At 66.2% G+C, this 20,395-nt stretch carries 16 protein-coding genes; 7 read left to right on the top strand and 9 right to left on the bottom strand.

Going from position 1 to position 20,395, the window contains the following annotated elements:
* Positions 1–54 precede the first annotated feature (54 nt).
* On the bottom strand, positions 55–1,116 hold the full coding sequence (zapE, locus tag ACFQB0_RS04585) for a cell division protein ZapE (protein ID WP_386728132.1): 1,062 nt from the start codon (positions 1,114–1,116) through the stop codon (positions 55–57).
* A gap of 188 nt (positions 1,117–1,304) precedes the next feature.
* Between zapE and ACFQB0_RS04580 the strand changes: the two genes are divergently transcribed.
* Both ACFQB0_RS04580 and ACFQB0_RS04575 read left to right on the top strand, forming a co-directional pair.
* Positions 1,305–2,204 carry a sulfurtransferase gene (locus tag ACFQB0_RS04580; RefSeq protein ID WP_386728130.1) on the top strand — a complete coding sequence of 300 codons (900 nt, stop codon included), beginning with the start codon at positions 1,305–1,307 and terminating at the stop codon, positions 2,202–2,204.
* 39 nt (positions 2,205–2,243) lie between these two features.
* Positions 2,244–2,684, top strand: a complete 441-nt coding sequence (locus ACFQB0_RS04575) for a SufE family protein (RefSeq protein WP_386728128.1) — start codon at positions 2,244–2,246, stop codon at positions 2,682–2,684.
* Between the two features lie 2 nt (positions 2,685–2,686).
* On the opposite strand, the gene ACFQB0_RS04570 is transcribed toward ACFQB0_RS04575, so the two are convergent.
* Complete coding sequence (locus ACFQB0_RS04570; RefSeq protein ID WP_386728126.1) at positions 2,687–3,850, bottom strand: alpha/beta hydrolase family protein; 1,164 nt, start codon at positions 3,848–3,850, stop codon at positions 2,687–2,689.
* A gap of 117 nt (positions 3,851–3,967) precedes the next feature.
* On the opposite strand from ACFQB0_RS04570, the gene ACFQB0_RS04565 reads away from it, so the two are divergent.
* From ACFQB0_RS04565 to ACFQB0_RS04550, 4 genes are all read left to right on the top strand, one after another.
* The gene (locus ACFQB0_RS04565) at positions 3,968–4,564 is read left to right on the top strand and encodes a DUF3000 domain-containing protein (protein WP_386728124.1); all 597 of its coding nucleotides are present in this window, start codon (positions 3,968–3,970) and stop codon (positions 4,562–4,564) included.
* A complete protein-coding gene (locus tag ACFQB0_RS04560) occupies positions 4,557–5,768 on the top strand; it encodes an HRDC domain-containing protein (protein ID WP_386728122.1) in 1,212 nt (403 codons plus the stop codon). Before ACFQB0_RS04565 ends, ACFQB0_RS04560 begins: the two co-directional genes overlap by 8 nt.
* Before the next feature lie 78 nt (positions 5,769–5,846).
* Positions 5,847–7,052 carry a thiolase family protein gene (locus ACFQB0_RS04555; RefSeq protein WP_386728119.1) on the top strand — a complete coding sequence of 402 codons (1,206 nt, stop codon included), beginning with the start codon at positions 5,847–5,849 and terminating at the stop codon, positions 7,050–7,052.
* 7 nt (positions 7,053–7,059) lie between these two features.
* Positions 7,060–9,198 carry a 3-hydroxyacyl-CoA dehydrogenase NAD-binding domain-containing protein gene (locus ACFQB0_RS04550; RefSeq protein WP_386728117.1) on the top strand — a complete coding sequence of 713 codons (2,139 nt, stop codon included), beginning with the start codon at positions 7,060–7,062 and terminating at the stop codon, positions 9,196–9,198.
* 121 nt (positions 9,199–9,319) lie between these two features.
* Here ACFQB0_RS04550 and ACFQB0_RS04545 read toward each other — a convergent pair whose 3' ends face one another.
* The 7 genes from ACFQB0_RS04545 to dut form a co-directional block, all read right to left on the bottom strand.
* Positions 9,320–10,306: an aldo/keto reductase gene (locus ACFQB0_RS04545; RefSeq protein WP_386728115.1), complete on the bottom strand. Its 987-nt coding sequence runs from the start codon at positions 10,304–10,306 to the stop codon at positions 9,320–9,322.
* Between the two features lie 55 nt (positions 10,307–10,361).
* Entirely contained in the window at positions 10,362–12,278 is a 1,917-nt protein-coding gene (gene dxs, locus ACFQB0_RS04540; protein WP_386728114.1) for a 1-deoxy-D-xylulose-5-phosphate synthase, read from the bottom strand.
* A gap of 114 nt (positions 12,279–12,392) precedes the next feature.
* Positions 12,393–15,239 carry an aconitate hydratase AcnA gene (acnA, locus tag ACFQB0_RS04535; RefSeq protein WP_386729651.1) on the bottom strand — a complete coding sequence of 949 codons (2,847 nt, stop codon included), beginning with the start codon at positions 15,237–15,239 and terminating at the stop codon, positions 12,393–12,395.
* A gap of 199 nt (positions 15,240–15,438) precedes the next feature.
* Entirely contained in the window at positions 15,439–17,832 is a 2,394-nt protein-coding gene (locus ACFQB0_RS04530; RefSeq protein ID WP_386728111.1) for an HAD-IC family P-type ATPase, read from the bottom strand.
* A 2-nt stretch (positions 17,833–17,834) separates the two neighbouring features.
* Positions 17,835–18,614, bottom strand: coding sequence for a DUF3159 domain-containing protein (locus ACFQB0_RS04525; protein ID WP_386728109.1), 780 nt, complete (start codon positions 18,612–18,614; stop codon positions 17,835–17,837).
* Between the two features lie 17 nt (positions 18,615–18,631).
* A complete protein-coding gene (locus tag ACFQB0_RS04520) occupies positions 18,632–19,261 on the bottom strand; it encodes a DUF3710 domain-containing protein (RefSeq protein WP_386728106.1) in 630 nt (209 codons plus the stop codon).
* On the bottom strand, positions 19,258–19,746 hold the full coding sequence (gene dut / locus ACFQB0_RS04515; RefSeq protein WP_386728104.1) for a dUTP diphosphatase: 489 nt from the start codon (positions 19,744–19,746) through the stop codon (positions 19,258–19,260). The genes ACFQB0_RS04520 and dut overlap by 4 nt, the downstream gene beginning before the upstream one ends.
* Before the next feature lie 38 nt (positions 19,747–19,784).
* Between dut and ACFQB0_RS04510 the strand changes: the two genes are divergently transcribed.
* A complete protein-coding gene (locus tag ACFQB0_RS04510; protein ID WP_386728102.1) occupies positions 19,785–20,231 on the top strand; it encodes a DUF3093 domain-containing protein in 447 nt (148 codons plus the stop codon).
* The last annotated feature ends 164 nt before the right edge of the window (positions 20,232–20,395 follow it).

Raw genomic sequence — 20,395 nt, 5'->3', positions numbered from 1 at the left:
GGTGTCCCGCCGTGTAAAGAGCATGTTTCGCCGTACAGGAATCCCGCGTCGAACTCAGTCGTGCGGTGGCAGTTCGCCCGTCGTCAGCGCGATGAGGCGCGACATCGCACGCAGGTATTTCTTGCGGTAACCGCCACCGAGCATCTCGTCGTCGAACACCTCGCTGAGGGGGGTTCCGCTGGCGATGATCGGAATCTCGGCGTCGTAGACCCGGTCGATGAAGGCGACTAAGCGCAGCGCATCCGTCTGGTTGTGCAGGATATGAGCGTCGCGGAGCGCGATGATGTCGAGCCCGTCGATGAGTTTGATGTACTTCGACGGATGCACGGTCGAGAGATGCCGCATCAGCTCGTCGAAGCCATCTGCGGCGACCGTCTGACCGCGCGCTGCGAGCGCCGCGACCATATGGTCGAGGATTCCGGCGTCGACCGCGACGGCGTTCCCCTCGACGTTGCGGCGACGGTAGTCGAGGCCGTCGATGCGGATCGTCTCGAAGTTCGCAGCGAGCGCCTGGATCTCGCGCAGAAAGTCGACGGCGGCGAAACGCCCCTCGCCGAGCGAATTCGGCGGAGTGTTGGAGGTCGCGGCCACACGGGTGCCATTGGCCATGAGCTCCCCGAGCAACCGGGTCATGAGCATCGTGTCGCCCGGGTCATCCAGCTCGAACTCGTCGATGCAGACGAGGCGGGTCCCCGTGAGAAGCCTCACGGTCTCGGCGTAGCCGAGCGCGCCGACGAGCGCCGTGTACTCGATAAAGGTGCCGAAGTACTTCGGTCCGGGCGCCGCATGCCAGAGCGCGGCGAGCAGGTGGGTCTTGCCCACGCCGAAGCCGCCGTCGAGGTAGATGCCCGGCAGGGCGGACTTCGGCTTGCGATTGCGGGAGAAGAACCCTCCGGGGCGCTGCGCCCGCCAGAATCCGACGAACTCGTGCAGGCTCGCCACCGCCCCGGCCTGCGAAGGATAGTCGGGGTCCGGCCGGTACGACTCGAACGATGCGTGCTCGAACTGCGGTGGCGGCGTGAGCTCCGACGCGATCTCGGCGCCGCTGATGCTCGGGTTTCGGCTCGTCAGGCTCAGCACGGCGGTCTGCACATTGCTCTGGCTCTCCGGGGTCATGCGTGCCGTTCTGCTCTGGCCGACTCGGTGCTCTCGGCGTGTTCGATGTGGAAGGTTCTGTGTCAAAGGTTTACAAGACGACTGCTTAACGCAGCGGGGACGCGTAGATTCGTCATGTGGACAGGTGACAAGCCTAATCCGCTCCCCACCGCTCACTCCGCCCGATCGGGCGTCACTTGGAGGTTGCCATGCCCGTTGAGATCGACAACTCGGAGAAGTTCTTCGAGTACGCCCATCCCGAGCGTCTCGTCACGACCCAATGGGTGAAGGAGCACCTCGGCCAGCCGGGTCTCGTCGTCGTCGAATCCGACGAGGACGTGCTGCTCTATGAGACCGGCCACATTCCGGGAGCCGTCAAGATCGACTGGCACACCGACCTCAACGACCCCGTGGAACGCGACTACATCCAGGGCGAGGCATTCGCCGCCCTGCTCGGCTCCAAGGGCATCGCCCGCGACACGACCGTGGTCGTCTATGGCGACAAGAACAACTGGTGGGCGGCCTACGCGCTCTGGGTGTTCACGCTGTTCGGACACGAGGACGTGCGTCTCATCGACGGCGGCCGCGACCTCTGGATCGCCGAGGGGCGGGAGCTCACGACGGAGGTGCCGACCCCCGTGCCGGTCGAGTACCCGGTCGTCGAGCGCGACGACGTCGCGATCCGCGCATTCAAAGACGACGTCCTGGCGCACTTCGGCAATCCGCTCATAGACGTACGCTCCCCCGAGGAGTACAGCGGTGAGCGCACCACGATGCCGGCGTACCCCGAGGAGGGCGCGCTGCGCGGCGGGCACATCCCGACGGCCGCCTCGGTACCATGGGCACGCGCTGCCGCGCAGGACGCCACGTTCAAGACCCGCGCCGAGCTCGATGCGATCTACACGGGTGAGGCCGGCCTGGCCGAGGGAGACAACGTCATCGCCTACTGCCGGATCGGCGAGCGCTCGAGTCACACCTGGTTCGTGCTGACCCACCTGCTCGGTTTCGAAGGTGTGCGCAACTATGACGGCTCCTGGACCGAATGGGGAAGCGCCGTGCGTGTCCCCATCGTGAAGGGCACGGAACCCGGCGAGCTTTCCGCGCGCTGAGCGGTCGCCGAGCCGACACCGCGTGGGACAATGGAAGGGATGACCGAGCAGCAGCTACCAGCCCAACTCGCCGAGATCCGCGAGGACTTTCTCGCGCTCGAACAGCGCGATAGGCTGCAACTGCTGCTCGAGTTCTCGAACGAGCTGCCCGAACTGCCCGAACGTTACCGGGACCATCCAGACCTGTTGGAGCGCGTCGAGGAGTGCCAGGCGCCCGTCTTCATCTTCGTCGAGGTGGACGATGCCGAGACCGTGCACCTGTACGCGACGGCACCACCTGAGGCGCCGACGACCCGCGGCTTCGCCTCGATCCTCGCCCACGGTCTGGACGGGCTGAACGTCGCCGAGGTGCTCGCGATCCCCGACGACTATCCTCAATCGATCGGACTCACCGAGGCCGTGTCGCCGTTGCGCATCCGGGGTATGACGGCCATGCTCGGGCGTACGAAACGTCAGTTGCGCGCTCGAGCCGCCGCGTAAGGCTATCGCGCACCCCGCCCGGCAAGCAGCTCGAGCCAGGAGGCGATCGCGCCGTTCCATCGTTCGGGATCGTAGTTCCACAGCTTGGTGTGACGGGCGACCGTGAACTCCTCGAATGTGACGATGTCTGGTCGCGCCTCGGCAAGGGCACGCGATCCGTCCGCCGGCACATAGCCGTCGTCGTCGCTGTGCATGAGCAGGATGGGACGTTGCAGCGCCGCGGCATTTGCGACGACGTCGAGCCGTGCGAAGTCGATCGGTTCCGCGAGACCCGTCGCCACCCGTCCCCAAGGCTCTCCGATCGTTCGTATGACCGCCTGCCTCATGAGCGACGGCAACCCATAGCCGGCGCCCTGGAAATCGAGGATGTCCACCCAGTCCACGGCGGGAGAGTCGAGCACGATCCCACGCACGACATCGCGCAGCTCCGAGCGCGCGACGAGCTGCATCACGATCGCGCCGCCCATCGACCAGCCCATGAGCACGATGTGCCGCGCACCGCGATCGAGCGCGAAGCGGATCCCCGCCTCAACGTCGAGCCACTCGGTGTCGCCGAGGCCATAGCGGCCGTCGTCGCTCTCGGGCGCCTCCCCGTCGTTGCGGTAGGAGACGAGAAGCGAGTGGTATCCGGCGGCGTGGAAGACCGGAACGGCGCGCAGGCACTCTTGACGGCGCACCGCGCGACCGTGAACCTGGATCACCCAGCGCTCGTCCGCGACGCCGGCCGGAACCCACCAGGCCGGTGCCGGGCCGACGGGGCTGTCGATCGTGACGTTCTCGAACGGCAGTTCGAGTTCCCAGGGACCGAGGTAGAACCAGCCCCCGAAACGGCCTCGGCGCGCCGACACGAAGTCACCGAAGTCGACGGCGAGGATGCGCCGGGTGACGGTGTCCGGGGTGCTCGTGACGATCTCGCCGAGACGCGCGTGACCGGAGTCCCCCGTGAACCAGAAGCTGTAGTCACCGGGAAGGCACGCATCGGCGCTCGCGCCGAGAACAACGGTTCCCGCGGCGAGGTCCACGACATGCACCTCGGTGTCTTCGCTGCGTTTGCGCGGCGGTATGACGACGGCACGCGCGAAGAGCGCCGTGACCAGTGTTGCGAGGGCAACGAGCACGAGCACGAGCCCCGCGAGACCCGCCGCGACGACACCGATCACCCTCATCGATCCGTAATGCCGCGCGCTGCGTCCGGTCCCTCGCGAGTTCACCGTCACCTCCGTCACCCCCGATGGTCGGCGTGCCTGAGAGACAGCGCCCGTAAAAAACTCTAGTCTGCACTCGTGCCCGAATCACGGTCTGAGCAATCTCTCCCGCCGGAGTTCGGTGCGGCGCTCGATGCGGTGCGCCAGGCGAAGACCCGCCCGGAGCTCGTCATCAACGAGATCGCCGCACCGTCGAGTCTCGCCCCGCACGCCATAGCCCTGGCGGCGGATGTCTCGCCTGCACGGCACGGCAGCGACTCCGAGCTCGGTACTGGACGGTTCATCCTGCTCTACGACCCGGATGAGCCCGAGGCCTGGGGCGGCCGGTTCCGCGTCGTGTGCTTCGCGCAGGCTCCTCTCGAGACCGAGATCGGCCTCGACCCGTTTCTCGCGGATGTCACCTGGTCGTGGCTCATCGACGCGCTCGACGCTCGCGGCGCCACGTACACGGCTGCCTCGGGGACGGCGACGAAGATCCTCTCCACGGGTTTCGGGGAACTCGCCGCACAGGGCGACGGAGCGCAGATCGAGTTGCGCGCCTCCTGGACGCCGCTCGACCACGACGTCACCTCGCACGTCGAAGGCTGGGGCGAGTTGTTGTGCATGCTCGCCGGTCTGCCACCGACCGGCGAGGGCGTGCGGCTGCTGTCACCGCGACGGAGCAAGCGTGGCTGACGACTCCCCCGCTTCACGTCAGGTCATCGAGACGCGCTCCGCCTATCTCGACGCCATCGCGGCGATCGCCGCTGGGAACGGCCCCATCGCCATCGATGCCGAGCGGGCGAGCGGCTTCCGCTACTCCCAACGCGCCTATCTGATCCAGGTGTACAGACGCGACGTCGGCGTCGTCCTCTTCGACCCGCCGGCCGTCGGAGCTTTCACGGAGTTGCAGGCTGCGATCCACGACGTCGAGTGGGTGCTGCACGCCGCGAGCCAGGATCTCGCCTGCCTGCGCGAGGTCGGCCTCGACCCCGCACGGATCTTCGACACCGAGCTCGCCGCTCGCCTGCTGGGGTTCCCCAGGGTCGGGCTCGGAACCGTCGTCGAGGAGCTTCTCGGCACCCACCTCGCGAAGGAGCACTCGGCAGCCGACTGGTCGACGCGGCCCCTTCCGCAATCATGGCTCGAATACGCGGCGCTCGACGTCGAATTGCTCGTCGACCTGCGCGATGCTATGGCGACGATGCTCGCGGATGCCGGCAAGTCCGACATCGCGGAGCAGGAGTTCCAGGCTGTGCTCGAAAAGGACTCGAAGCTCGTGCGTGCCGATCCCTGGCGCCGGCTCTCCGGCATCCACTCGGTGCGTGGACTGCGGAATCTCGCGGTCGCCCGAGAGCTCTGGCTCTCCCGTGACACGCTCGCCCGGGAGCTCGACATCGCACCCGGGCGTCTCGTGCCGGATGCCTCGCTCATCGCCGCGGCGAAGGCCATGCCTGCGACACGCCGGGTTCTCTCCGAGATGCGTGACTTCTCGGGGCGGGCGAGCCGCACGGAACTCGATCGCTGGTGGGCGGCCGTCGAGGCGGGTAGGACCACGACTGACCTCCCTGTCGTCCGTCAGAACGGCGACACGCTCCCGCCACCACGGGCCTGGTCGGATCGCAACCCTGAGGCGGATGCACGTCTGAAGGCTGCCCGCGCGGCTGTCTACACTCTCTCCGAGCAGCGTGCCATTCCCGTCGAGAACCTGCTCACCCCCGAGTTCTTGCGCCGCGTGGCGTGGAGACCACCGCAGACGATCGATGCGGCCTCCATCGGTGCGGCACTCGAGGAGCTCGGCGCACGCGCCTGGCAGATTGCGGAAACCTCACAGCTCATCGCCGAGGCCTTTGTGGAAGCCCACCAATCAATGGACGAGTCCGCCGAGTCTGCTTCGTAGGTTCCGCCAAACGATTCTGCTCCGCATTTTCCGCCTGCTTAAGATCGGAGCACCAGACAGGATTGATGGAGGCGCGAAGTGGCCGGAAGAGCAGAAGTCGTGTTCGTAGACGGTGTCCGCACCCCGTTCGGACGGGCCGGTGAGAAGGGCATGTACTGGAACACGCGTGCCGACGACCTGGTGGTGAAGGCCATCATCGGTCTCCTCGAGCGCAACCCGAGCGTGCCGAAGGACCGTATCGACGACGTGGCCATCGCGGCGACGACGCAGACGGGCGATCAGGGCCTGACCCTCGGCCGCACCGCTGCGCTCCTGGCCGGGCTCCCGAAGTCGGTCCCCGGCTTCGCGATCGACCGGATGTGCGCAGGGGCGATGACCTCGGTCACGACGATGGGTGCAGCCATCGGCTTCGGCCAGTACGACCTCGCCATCGCGGGCGGCGTCGAACACATGGGCCGCCACCCGATGGGTTTCGGCGCCGACCCGAACCCCCGCTTCCTTGCCGAAAAGCTCGTCGGCCAGGACGCCCTCGTCATGGGGGCGACGGCGGAACGCATCCACGACCGTTTCCCCCAGCTGACCAAGGAACGTTCAGACCGCTTCGCCCTGCGCAGCCAGCAGAAGGTCGCCGCGGCCTACGAGGCAGGCAAGATCCAGCCAGACCTCGTGCCCGTCGCCATCCGCAGCGAAAGCGGCTGGGGCCTCGCCACCCGCGACGAGGCTCCACGCCCCGACACCACCATGGAGGTCCTCGCCACCCTCAAGACCCCGTTCCGGCCGCACGGCCGCGTGACCGCGGGGAATGCATCAGGCTTGAACGACGGAGCGACCGCGGCCCTTGTCGCGAGCGCCGACGCCGTGAAGGAGTTCGGTCTCAGTGCCAAGATGACGATGGTGAGCTTCGCCTTCGCCGGTGTCGAGCCCGAGATCATGGGCATCGGACCCGTCCCGTCAACCGAGAAAGCCCTCAGAAAGGCGGGCCTGTCGATCACCGACATCGGGCTGTTCGAGCTCAACGAGGCGTTCGCCGTGCAGGTACTCAGCTTCCTCGACCACTTCGGCATCGACGACGACGACCCTCGTGTGAACGAATACGGCGGCGCGATCGCGATCGGCCATCCGCTCGCCTCCTCCGGCGTTCGCCTGATGAGCCAACTCGCGCGCCAGTTCGAGGAGCACCCCGAGGTTCGCTACGGGCTCACGGCAATGTGCATCGGCCTCGGTCAGGGTGGAACCGTGATCTGGGAGAACCCGAAGTTCACCGGCAAGAAGAAGAAAGCCTAAGACGACGATGACCGACTACTCCACAATCGACTTCTCCGCACTGAAGCCACTCACGGCCGACGAGGTCGTCACGCACTCCTTCGTCCGCGATGTCCCCCTCTCCGACGGAAGGACACTCGCGCTCGTCACTCTCGACAACGGTCGCGACCACACGCGTCCGAACACGTTCGGCCCAGCCAGCCTGCTCGAACTCGGACGCAGCTACGACGAGCTCGCCACAAGGGCCTCCCGAGGCGAGATCCATGCGGTCGCGACGACGGGCAAGCCGTTCATCCTCGCGGCAGGCGCCGATCTCTCCAAGGTCGGCGAGATCCCGAGCCGTGAGATCGCCAAGCAGATGGCACAGCTCGGGCATCTCGTTCTAAGCAAGCAGGCGAAACTCGGCGTGCCCTCCTTCGTGTTCATCAACGGGCTCGCCCTCGGCGGCGGCCTCGAGCTCCCGCTCAACGCCGACTATCGCACGGTCGACGCCTCCGCTCCCGCGCTGGCGTTACCGGAGGTGTTCCTCGGTCTCATCCCCGGCTGGGGCGGCACCTACCTGCTGCCGAACCTCGTCGGAATCGAGAACGCGCTCAAGGTGGTCATCGAGAACCCGCTCAAGCAGAACCGCACGCTGAAGGCCCAGGATGCTCTCGAGCTCGGCATCGCGGATGCCCTGTTTCCTTCGGTGAACTTTCTCGAGGACTCGATCCGCTGGGCCGATGCAGTCGTCAGCGGCACCGTCAAGGTCGAGCGGAAGAACACGCCGAGCAAGATCGAGCGCATGGTCAAATGGGACGCTGCGATCGGCATCGCCCGTAAGATGCTCGAGGACCGCATCGGGACCGTCGCGAAGTCCCCCTATGCAGCGCTCGAGTTGCTGAAAGCGGCCAAGAACGGCAGCAAGGAGGAGTGTTTCGCCCTGGAGGACGACGCGCTCGCCGACCTCATCGCCGGCGACCAGCTCCAGGCCAGCATCTATGCTTTCAACCTTGTGCAGAAGCGTGCGAAGCGTCCGGCCGGCGCGCCCGATAAGGCGCTCGCCAAACCGGTCACGAAGGTCGGTGTCCTCGGCGCAGGGTATATGGCGAGCCAGTTCGCCCTGCTCTTCCTCCGCCGCCTGCAGGTACCGGTCGTGATCACAGACCTCGACCAGGCGCGGGTCGACAAGGGTGTCGGCTATATCCACGACGAGGTCGGCAAGCTCGCCGAGAAGGGGCGCATCTCATCCGACGAAGCGAACCGACTCCGCGCGCTCGTCACGGGCACGACGGACAAGGCCGACTTCTTCGACTGCGACTGGGTCATCGAGGCCGTCTTCGAGGAGCTCTCGATCAAGCAGGATGTCTTCGCCGAGGTGGAGAAGTTCATCTCACCCGACGCCGTGCTCGCCACGAACACCTCGTCGCTCTCCGTCGAGCGGATCGGCGCGAAACTCGAACATCCCGAGCGGGTCGTCGGCTTCCATTTCTTCACCCCGGTTGCGGTCATGCCGCTCATCGAGGTCGTGAAGACGCTGCACACCGATGAGGCAACGCTCTCGACAGCCATGGTCACGGCGGCGAATCTCAGGAAGAACGCGGTCATCACGGCCGACACCCCCGGCTTCGTCGTCAACCGGGTGCTCGCCAAGCTGCTCGGCGAGGCCATGCATGCCGTCGACAGCGGCACCTCCTTCGAGACCGTCGACAAGGCGATGGCGCCGCTCGGCCTTCCGATGCCGCCGTCGATGCTGCTCGACCTCGTCGGCCTGAAGGTCGGCGCGCATGTGCTCGACACCCATCATGCGGCTTTCCCCGACCGTTTCTACCGCAGCGAGAACCTGCACAAGCTCGCCGAATACGGAACGCTTCTCGAAAAGGACGCGAAGGGTAAGGTCAAAGGCTTCGACAAGGGGGCACTCAAGATCCTCGCCGGCGGCAAGAGCCCGATGAAGGAGACCGAGATCCTGCGCCGCCTCGAAAACGGCCTCGCCGACGAGATCCATCGTATGCTCGAGAACGAGGTCGTCGCAGCGGTCGAGGACATCGACCTCTGCATGATCCTCGGCGCGGGGTGGCCGTTCCAGATGGGCGGCGCCACACCGTACCTCGACCGTGTCGGTGCGAGCGAGCGAGTGTTCGGCGACACCTTCCATCACCCGCCTATCACGGGCGTCGGAGCCTAGATCGCCACTCGGACGCATCTCGAAGACCCAGTACTACGTCGCCACCTCGACGAGATGCTGGTGACGCTCATGCCCGTCGTTCTCGGAGCCGGGCGACCGCTGCCGCCGTTCACACCGCCCCTTAGCGATTGACGGTCGACATATCCGCATAGCGGTCGCCGACGCCGGGCTCGATGGCGCCGAGCGTCACAAGCTGCTCGGCGGAGAGTATGAGCCTCTCCGCCGCGACGTTCTCCTCCAGGCGTTCGATCCGCTTGGTTCCCGGGATCGGCGCGAGGTCGTCGCCCTGGGCGAGAAGCCACGCGAGTGCGACCTGGGCGGGCGTCGCACCGGCCTCCCGCGCCACCGCGTCGACCTGTTCGACGATGCGGATGTTGGCATCGAGGTTCTCTCCCACGAAACGCGGATTGCTGCGTCGGAAGTCCTTCTCGTCGAGTTGATCGAGCGAGCGGATCTCCCCCGTCAGGAATCCGCGGCCGAGTGGCGAGTAAGGCACGAAGCCGATCCCGAGCTCGCGGACGAGCGGCAGGATCTCTGCCTCGGGATCGCGCGTCCACAGCGAGTACTCGGTCTGCAGTGCCGTCACCGGGTGCACGGCGTGCGCACGCCTGATAGTGGTCGGTGCGGCCTCCGAGAGACCGTAGTGGCGGATCTTTCCCTCGATGATGAGCTCCGCGAGCGCACCCACCGTGTCTTCCACGGGAACACCGGGATCCATTCGATGCTGATAGTAAAGGTCGATGTGGTCGGTGCCGAGCCGGGCGAGCGAACCCTCGACCGAGAGGCGCACGTTCTCGGGGCTTCCGTCGAGACCGTACGAGCCATCGGTGCGGTGCCGCAGGGTGCCGAACTTGGTCGCGAGGACGAGCTGATCGCGTTTTCCGGCGAGCGCTCTTCCCAGCAGCTCCTCGTTGAGGTAGGGACCGTAGATCTCGGCCGTGTCGAAGAAGGTGATGCCCAGGTCGATGGCCCGGTGCAGCGTGCGGACCGACGCCGCGTCGTCCGCTCTCGCACCCGAGTAGAACGCGGACATGCCCATGCAGCCGAGGCCGAGGCGTGAGACGTCGAGACCGGACGAGTCTCCCGAGCCGAGTGTGACGTGTTTCATGATCGTGCGATCCTTTCGGTGGGGAGGGAGATCTTTAGCGCGGGCGCGCTCTACGTCAAACGGCGGCGTCTTCGGGCAACGGGCGCGCATGCGGGAGCTTGCTGCCCGAGATCATGGCGGTCACGTCGAGGGCGACCTGCTGCGGCGTGAGGCCGACCCGTTCGAGGATCTGGCTGCGGGAGGCGTGGTCGAGAAACTCGTCGGGCAGTCCGAGTTCCGTCACGGCGGTGTCGACGCCCGCCTCACGCAGATCCTGCCGGATACGGGTCCCTATTCCGCCGACGCGGATACCGTCCTCGATGCTCACGACGATGCGGTGCTCCGAGGCGAGCTCGATGATGCTCTTCGGCACGGGCACCACCCAGCGCGGGTCGACGACAGTGGCTCCGATACCCTGCGCGGACAGACGGTCGGCAACGTCGAGTGCGAGACCGGCCATCGATCCGACCGCGACGAGAAGCACGTCCTTGCCCGACTCGCACAGCACGTCGACACCGTCGCCCGTGCGGCGCACCGCGTCGAACTCGACACCGACACCACCTTTGGGAAAGCGCAGCACGGTCGGCCCGTCTTCGACGACGACGGCCTCGGCGAGTTCCTCCCGCAGCCGGGTGGCATCCCGCGGGGCAGCGAGCCGGATGCCGGGAACGACCTGCAGAATCGCGAGATCCCACATGCCGTGGTGGCTGGGACCGTCCGGTCCCGTCACTCCGGCCCGGTCGAGCACGAAGGTGACACCAGCCTTGTGGAGTGCGACATCCATGAGCACCTGGTCGAAGGCCCTGTTCATGAAGGTCGCGTAGATGGCGACGACGGGGTGCAGCCCGCCGAAGGCCAGACCGGCCGCGGAGGTCACGGCGTGCTGCTCGGCGATGCCGACGTCGTGCACCCGGTCTGGAAAGCGCTCGGCCATGCGGTGCAGGCCGGTCGGGCGGAGCATCGCCGCCGTGATTCCGACGAGACGTTCGTTCTGGGTCGCGAGGGTTACCATCTCGTCGGCGAAGACCGAGGTCCACGACGCGGCCGTGGACGACTCCAGCGACTCGCCGGTCTCTGGGTCGATCTGACCCACGGCATGGAACTGATCGGCATAATCCTTGAGGGCGGGCTCGTAACCGCGGCCCTTCTCCGTGATCGTGTGCACGATCACGGGGGCGCCGTAGCCCTTCGCCTGCCGCAGCGCCTCCTCCATCGCCGCCACGTCGTGTCCCTGAACGGGGCCGATGTACTTGATGTCGAGGTTCGAGTAGAGCGCCTCATTGTTCGAGAAACGGCTGAGAAAACCGTGCATGCCGCCGCGGATGCCCCGGTAGACCGCTCGGCCGGGCGCACCAAGCCGGTCGAACGCCCTGCGGCTGCTCAAATACAGGCTGCGATAGCTACGACGCGTGCGCATCGTGTTGAGAAAGCGCGCCATGCCGCCGATCGTCGGCGCGTAAGAGCGGCCATTGTCGTTGACGATGATGATGAGGCGGCGGGTGTTGTCGTCGCTGATGTTGTTGAGCGCCTCCCACGTCATCCCACCCGTGAGGGCGCCGTCGCCGACGACCGCGACGACATGCCGGTCCCCCTGGCCGGTCATCGCGAAGGCGCGAGAGATACCGTCGGCCCACGAAAGCGAGCTCGAGGCGTGCGAGCTCTCGACGATGTCATGCTCCGACTCGGATCGCTGCGGATAGCCAGCCAGGCCGTGCTGCTGACGCAGCGTTGAGAAGTTCTGGCGCCCCGTGAGCAGTTTGTGCACATAGGACTGGTGCCCGGTGTCGAAGATCATCGCGTCGCGCGGCGACTCGAAGACGCGGTGCATGGCGATCGTCATCTCGACGACACCGAGGTTCGGTCCGAGGTGTCCGCCGGTCTTCGAGACCTCGGTCACGAGGAACTCGCGAATCTCGGCGGCCAGTTGCACGAGCTGTTCCTTCGAGAGAGAGTCGAGGTCTCGCGGACCCCTGATCGTCTCAAGAAGGGTCATTCCCGACCGCCTTTCCTGTGGTCACCGTCGTACTCCGGCGGCTTCCAATGAGTTTACGCGCTCATGACTGAGAGCGACCGCCCGAGCCGGTCGCTCTCCGTCGAAGCCCGCGCGTTAGGCGACGAGCGAACGCAGCACGTACTGCAGAATGCCGCCGTTGCGGTAGTAGTCCGCTTCACCCGGCGTGTCGATACGCACGACCGCGTCGAACTCGATCGTCTGCCTGCCTGCGGGCGAGTGCTCGCTCGGGAGGGCGGTGACGCGCACGGTCTTGGGCGTGACGCCCTCGTTCAGCTTCTCGATACCGGAGATCGAGACGATCTCGGTGCCGTCGAGGCCGAGTGACGCCCAGCTCTCGCCGGCCGGGAACTGCAGCGGGACGACTCCCATGCCAATGAGATTGGAGCGATGGATGCGCTCGAAGCTCTCGGTGATGACGGCCTTGACACCGAGGAGGCTCGTGCCTTTCGCGGCCCAGTCGCGGGACGAACCGGAGCCGTACTCCTTGCCGCCGAAGATGACGAGCGGGGTGCCGGCTGCCTGGTAGTGCTGGCTGGCGTCATAGATGAACGACTGCGGAGCGTCTGCCTGCGTAAAGTCACGCGTATAGCCTCCCTCGACGCCATTGCCGTTGTTGAACCCTCCGAGAAGCTGGTTCTTCAGACGGATGTTCGCGAAGGTTCCACGGATCATGACCTCGTGGTTGCCGCGGCGGGAGCCGTAGGAGTTGAAGTCCTTGCGCCCGACGCCGTGCGATTCGAGGTACTGACCGGCTGGGCTGTCCGCCTTGATGTTGCCGGCCGGGCTGATGTGGTCGGTCGTGACCGAGTCGCCGAGCGTCGCGAGCACCCGGGCGCCGACGATGTCGGTGACCGGAGTGGTCTCCATGGTCATACCGTCGAAGTACGGAGGCTTTCGCACGTAGGTGGACGCATCGTCCCATTCGAAGATGGAGCCTTCGGGCGTCTGCAGCGAGCGCCAGCGCTCGTCGCCTTCGAACACGCTCGCGTACTGGTGCGTGAACATGTCCTTGTTGATCGAGGTGTCGATCGTGGACTGCACCTCGGCCGTGTCTGGCCAGATATCTCTGAGGAAGACGTCGTTGCCTTCGGTGTCCGTGCCGAGCGCATCGGTCTCGAAGTCGAAGTTCATCGACCCGGCGAGGGCGTAGGCGATCACGAGCGGTGGGCTCGCGAGGTAGTTCATCTTCACGTCGGGATTGATGCGACCCTCGAAGTTGCGGTTTCCGGAGAGCACGGCGGTGACCGCGAGATCCTTCTCGTTGACGGCCGCGGAGATCTCCTCGATCAGCGGGCCCGAGTTGCCGATGCACGTGGTGCACCCGTAGCCGACCGTGTAGAAGCCGAGGTCTTCGAGATACGGAGTGAGGCCGGCCTTCTCGTAGTAGTCGGTGACGACCTTGGAGCCCGGCGCGAGTGTGGTCTTGACCCACGGCTTGACCTTGAGGCCCTTCTTGGCCGCGTTCCGTGCCAGCAGACCGGCGGCGAGCATGACGGAGGGGTTCGAGGTGTTGGTGCACGAAGTGATCGCTGCGATGGCGACGGCACCGTGGTTGAGCGTGAACGTCTGGCCATCGGCCAGGCTCACGGGCGTCGGGTTCGACGCGGTGGCCGGAACGTGGCTGTGATGGTGGTGCGCGTGGTGACTGTGCTCGTCCTCCGGCGAGTTTCCGGGCGGGTCGGAGGCCGGGAACGATTCAGCGGTCTCGAGGTCTACCAAGTCGTGGTCGACCTCCGCGTAGTTGAGCAAGTCCTTCTCGAAGGTGGATTTCGCCACGCTCAGCTCGATGCGGTCTTGCGGGCGCTTCGGGCCGGCGATCGAGGGCACGACGGTGCCGAGGTCGAGCTCCATGTACTCGCTGAAGACCGGCTCGCTCTCCGGGTCGTGCCAGAGCGTCTGCAACCTCGAGTAGGCCTCGACGAGAGCGATCTGTTCCTCGCTGCGGCCGGTGAGGCGCAGATAGTCGAGCGTGACGTCATCGATCGGGAACATGGCGGCGGTCGAGCCGAACTCTGGACTCATGTTGCCGATGGTGGCACGGTTGGCGAGGGGCACGGACGCCACGCCGGAGCCGTAGAACTCGACGAACTTGCCGACCACACCGTGCTTGCGCAGCATGTCGGTGATCGTGAGGACCACATCCGTCGCGGTCACGCCGGCGGGGATCGAACCGGAGAGCTTGAAGCCGACGACCTTGGGGATGAGCATGGAGACGGGTTGGCCGAGCATGGCCGCCTCGGCCTCGATCCCGCCGACGCCCCAGCCAAGCACGCCGAGACCGTTGACCATGGTCGTGTGCGAATCGGTGCCGACACAGGTGTCGGGGTAGGCGCGGAGCACTTCTCCACCTTCTGAATCGCGTACAGTGCGCGTGAAGGTGACCTTCGCGAGGTGCTCGATGTTGACCTGATGGACGATACCGGTCCCCGGGGGCACGACCTTGAAGTCCTCGAAGGCGGTCTGCCCCCAGCGCAAGAACTGGTAGCGCTCGCCGTTGCGCTCGTATTCGATCTCGACGTTGCGCTCGAGGGCGTTCTCGGTGCCGAAGAGGTCGGCGATAACGGAGTGGTCGATGACCATCTCAGCCGGAGCGAGGGGGTTGATCTTGTTAGGGTCGCCGCCGAGCGACGACACTGCCTCGCGCATGGTTGCCAGGTCGACGATGCAGGGGACGCCGGTGAAGTCCTGCATGACCACGCGAGCCGGCGTGAACTGGATCTCGGTGTCGGGCTCTGCGGTGGGGTCCCACGAGCCGAGTGCACGGATGTGGGCGTCGGTGATGTTGGCGCCATCCTCGGTGCGGAGCAGATTCTCCAGCAGCACCTTGAGGCTGAAGGGGAGCTTCTCGTAGCCGGCGACCGCGTCGACACGAAAGATCTCGTAGTCCGTCTCGCCGATCCGGAGGGTGTCCTTTGCTCCAAAGCTGTTCACTGCAGACACGTAGCCCTCTCCTTTGCTGGACACCGCCGGATTCACGGCGGCAATCATCAATCCTTGTGGCCAGACCGAGCGTCCTGCCAGCAAGGTTAGCCTAAGTCGCCCGTCGCATGGCAGCCGCGTCCGGTGTCGATATTTATCTTGATGTCGAGATAACTTTAGCACAGCGAACGATCCGGCCCTCGCCATCCGGCAGGCCTGGTCACATGCGGTCGAACACGAGGGCGCGATGCTTCGCGAACCGATACATGACCTCGATGCAGCCTGCGCCGAGAAGCCCGACACCGAGTCCCCATAGCAGCGCAGGATCCAGCTCCAGCTCGAGCGCGAAGAACGCTCGCGAAAACGGGACGGTGCAGGCCAGCAGCATCGCAACCGCGACGCTCAGCACAAGAGCAAGGCGAGGGCCGCTCAGAGGGCGGGCGAGCACGCAGAGGATCCAGAGCGACACGATGAAGAGTGCGACGGTCGTGACGCTGCGCGCCTGGCCGAGAGGAACCATCCCCCGTATGGGAAGGTACGTGACGACACATGTCGCTGCGGCGATGACGCCCGTCGGGATCGCGTAGGAGACGATGCGGCGCAGCACCCCGGGCGTGTAGATGCGCCGGTTCGGTGCAAGTGCCAGAAAGAACGAAGGGATGCCGATTGCGAGCGTCGACACGAGCGTGAGCTGTCTCGGTAGGAACGGGAACGGAACGACGAGGGCCGTCGCGGCGAGGGCGAGCACGATGCCGTAGACCGTCTTCGAGAGGAAGAGGTTCGCGACACGCTCGACGTTGGCGATGACCCGACGGCCGAGTCCGAGCACATCGGGAAGCCTGTCGAAACGATTGTCGAGCAGCACGATGCGCGAGACCGCTTTCGTCGCTGGCGTCGCGGTTCCCATCGCGATCCCGAGATCGGCGTCCTTGATCGCCATCGCGTCGTTGACCCCGTCGCCGGTCATAGCGACTGTACGGCCCTGCGCCTGCAGGATCGCTACGGCCCGGCGCTTCTGATCGGGACTCACACGGCCGAGGACGCTCGCGTGGGCGAGGGCCTCCTCGAGGGCGTCGTCATCGGAGAGTGCCGAGGCGTCGACGGCCGACTCGTCAAGGCCGAGGTGGCGTCCGAGGGCCGAGACAGTCACCGGGTTGTCGCCGGACATCACTATGACGCGCACGCCCTGCTCGGCGAAATAACGCAGCGTGTCCTGGGCGTCCTCACGGATCTCCTCGCGGAAGACCACGAGGGCGGCCGGCTGAGTGTCGAGCCGGGACGGGTTGTCCGGCGGGATCGCGGGGAGCGGACCGTCCATTCGAACGAGCGCGAGGGTACGCCGGCCCTCCGCCGCGATCGCCGTCGCGGATTCCAGAGCCACCGGATGTCGTCCGAGCAGCCGCTCTGGCGCACCGAACAGCCACGCCGTGATCCCGTCGTCGTCTTCGAGCTGTACCCCGCTGTACTTCGTCGTCGAGCTGAACGGCAACCGGGCGGCGACGCGGGCGGCGCGATTCTCGTCGGATGCGGCGCCGAAATGCGCGGCGAGCACCCGAGCAGTCGCATTGGCCGCGTCATCCGCACCGAACGCGGCCAGGGCGACCTCGCTCTGGGCGGAGAGATGCGGTGCAAGCTGTTCGAGTCGGTCGAAGTCGAGCTCCCCGCTCGTGAGCGTGCCCGTCTTGTCGAGGCAGAGTACGTCGACGCGGGCGAGCACCTCGACGGCGGCGAGTTCCTGCACGAGCACTTTGTGCCGCGCCAGCTGGATCGCTGCGACCCCGAAAGCAAGGCTGATGAGGAGCACCAGGCCCTCCGGGATCATCCCGACGACGCTCGCGACCGAGTCGAGCAGAGCACGCCGCCACATGCCGTCGCCGAAATCGTTGATCACGTGGATTCCGCCGTAGGCGACGACACGACCGATCAGAGTGATCACGATGACGGGTCCGAGAATCCAGCTCAGCCAGACGAGGATGCGGTTCGTCGCCGCCCGGAGCTCGGAGTGCACGAGCGAGTGTCGCTTGATCTCGGAGGTGAGCTTGTTGGCGTAGGAGTTCGCTCCGACGGCCGTCACGACACCGTAGCCGGTTCCGCCGACGACATGCGACCCGGAAAGCAGGGGGGCTTTGACGTTCTTGGCAACGGGTTCGGACTCCCCCGTGAGCAGGGACTCGTCGACGAGGAGTCCCGTGCTCCGAAAGACGACGGCGTCGGCCGGGAGCTGGTCGCCAGGGCGCAACACGAGGAGATCGTCGATGACCACCCGATCGAGCGGGATCGTCAGCACTGCCCCGTCGCGCTTGACCGCCACCTCGGGCGAGGCCAGAAGAGCCAGCCGGTCGAGCACGAACTTGGCTCGCAGCTCCTGGACGATGCCGATGAGCGCGTTCGCCACGACGACGCCGTAGAACAGGCCGTCGCGCAGATCGCCGAGAACGAGCACGGCGATGAAGCACGCGGTGAGGATGGCGTTGAAAAGCGTGAAGACGTTCTCACGCATGATGTCCCACACCGAGCGGGAGGTCGGCTGGTTAGCCCTGTTTCCCTGGCCGGCGGCAAGCCGTCGTGCGACATCCTCTGTGGTGAGCCCCGCAACCACGTCGACGACCGTCATGATCAGGACTCTCCGGGCTCCTGAGGGGTGAGCTTGTGATAGAACGACCGCACGAACAACCACGACACGATCAACAGGATGCCGTAGAGGGGCACACCCATGAGGAGTCGAGTCGCTCCGAGAGCGTCGACGTCGCCCGCGAAGTACAGCGGTAGCTGAACGAGGAGACGCAGGGCGAAGAGTCCCGCCCAGCAGAGGGTGAGAAGCTGCATCGCCCGCCTTTTGGCACGGTCCTTACGCCAGGCGAGGCCGTCGCCCATGAGGAAGCCGACGGCGAGACCGACGAGGGGCCAGCCGACGAGCACCGAGATCACGAGGGCGACGAGATAGCCGGCGTTGGTCCAGAAGCCCGGAACATAGTAGTCCTCGGCTTTCCCCGAGAGCAGCGAGAGCACCGCACACACCGCGATGCCGACAAGGCCGCCGACCGCCTGAGTCAGCGGCTGCTTCTGAGCGAGACGGAGACCGGCCAACACCACGCCTATGACGACGGGGGCGATGAGCGAGACGACGAGGTTCCGGGTGAAGGTGAATGCGAGCAGGAAGAGCAGCCCGGGCAGGATCGCCTCGACGATGCCGCGCACGCCGCCCATCGCCGCGAGCAGCGCGACACCGGTCAGCGGCTCGCCGTCTGCGGCTGCGCCGAGGCCCGCCTTGCGCGCGGCGGCAGCCATGCCCCCGGCGAGAGTCGCGGGGTTCGCGGAGTTCGCATCAGGCAGCCCAGGACCATCGGGGCTCGCCCGGTAGCCGGCGGGTGCGCCGGACTCGTCGTGATCGCTCATCGAGGGGACCTCTACCATCAGACGACGACGGGCTGGTCGCCGCTGGCAGGGGCGGGCGGCATCCGCAGCGGAATGAGATCGCGAGGCGGCATGGGCGTCGTGCCGCGCACGACGACGATGCTGCGGAAGAGGTCTTCGACCGCTGCGGCCGCATCCGGATTGACGGCCGCTTCTCCGGCGATGACACCGCGGAGGAACCAACGCGGCCCGTCGACGCCGATGAATCGGGCCAGACGGGTGCTCCCGGCCGTGCCCGAGGCTGCGGCGACGGGGATCTGCGCGAGCAGCTCCGGACCGAAGGATCCCTCGCGCAAGGTCGTCGTGCCGCCCTGACGGGCGATCTGCTCCGCGATCTGCTCGCGGATCTCGTGCCAGAGGCCGCTCGAGCGGGGTGCCGCGAACGGCTGTACCTGGAGGGTTGAGTTCACGTAGTCGAGGCCGATGGCGACGACGCGCTTGCTCTCCTCCTCGATCTCGAGCCGCAGGTGGAGTCCCTCCCTCGGGAGGATCTTGACGCCGCCGAGGTCGACATACGGGCGAACCGGATTCGCTTCGCCGTCGTCGAGTGGCCCTTCGATTGCCCGGTCTTCCGGGGCAGACTTGGGATGCTCAACCGGAACGTCTCCGATGCCTTCGAATTCACTCACGAGTGCTCTCCTGTCTTGCTGCCGTCGAAACGATTGCTCGCGCCGTTCGAGGCGCCGAATCCCGTCGAGCCGAATCCACCGTCACCGCGATCGCTCCCGGGGAGGCGCTCGACCTCGATGAAGGTGGCCCTGGTCACGGGCATCACGATCAACTGGGCTATGCGATCGCCTGCAGCGATGGAATATGCAGCGCTGCCGTCGGTGTTGAGCAGAGCCACCTTGATTTCGCCCCGGTAACCGGCGTCGACCGTTCCCGGGCTGTTCACGATCGTGATGCCGTGTTTCGAAGCGAGGCCGCTGCGCGGCACGACGAAGGCCGCGTAGCCGTCGGGAAGGGCGATCGAGACGCCGGTGCCGACCGTGGCACGCTTCCCGGGGCCGAGCACGACGGCCTCGGCCGCATGCAGATCCGCACCCGCATCGCCAGGATGCGCATAACGGGGGACGATGGACGCAGTGATCAATACTTCGACGCTTTCAGCCACGTGTCGAGGGTAGTGCAGAAGTCTGATCGAATAGGGACATGCCTGCATACCGCGAGAAACTCTGGCCCAGTCCGTGGGTCTTCATCGTTACGGCCCTCGTCATGCCGGCCAGCGTCCTCGTGCTCGCGCCTATCTCACTCGTCGCCGGCTTCGTGACCGCCGTCGCGCTCTATGCGGGATGCGTCACCCTGCTGACGATCGCGTCACCCGTCGTCGAGGTCTCCAACGGGACGCTCGGGGCCGGACGGGCGCGTATCGCCGTCGAGTTTCTCGGCGAGGCCGTGCCGTTCTCCGGCGTTGGTGCCACTGAACAGCGTGGGACGGCTCTCGACGTCCGTGCGTGGCTGCTCATCCGCGGCTGGGTACACCCCGTCGTCAAAATACCGCTCCGCGATCCGTCCGATCCGACCCCGTACTGGCTGATCTCGAGCAGGAGACCGAAGGACTTGGCCGCTGCGATCAACGGATCGCGTCCCCCCACCTGACTTCCCCCACCCGACTTCTCCCCCCAACTTCTCCCCCCGGCTGCTCTCCCGAGACTGCGTGAATCGTCGAAATAGCGGTTCTATTCGACGATTCACGCAGTCTCGCAGAGAGAAGAGAGAGGAGACGGCCCAGGGGGCGGGGGCGAATCGAGCCCCCGCTCGGA

The sequence above is a fragment of the Luethyella okanaganae genome (assembly GCF_042660285.1).
GTDB classification, from domain to species: Bacteria; Actinomycetota; Actinomycetes; order Actinomycetales; family Microbacteriaceae; genus Luethyella; species Luethyella okanaganae.
Note: the sequence above shows the minus strand (reverse complement) of the source record. Positions and strands in the feature narration are given on the sequence as shown.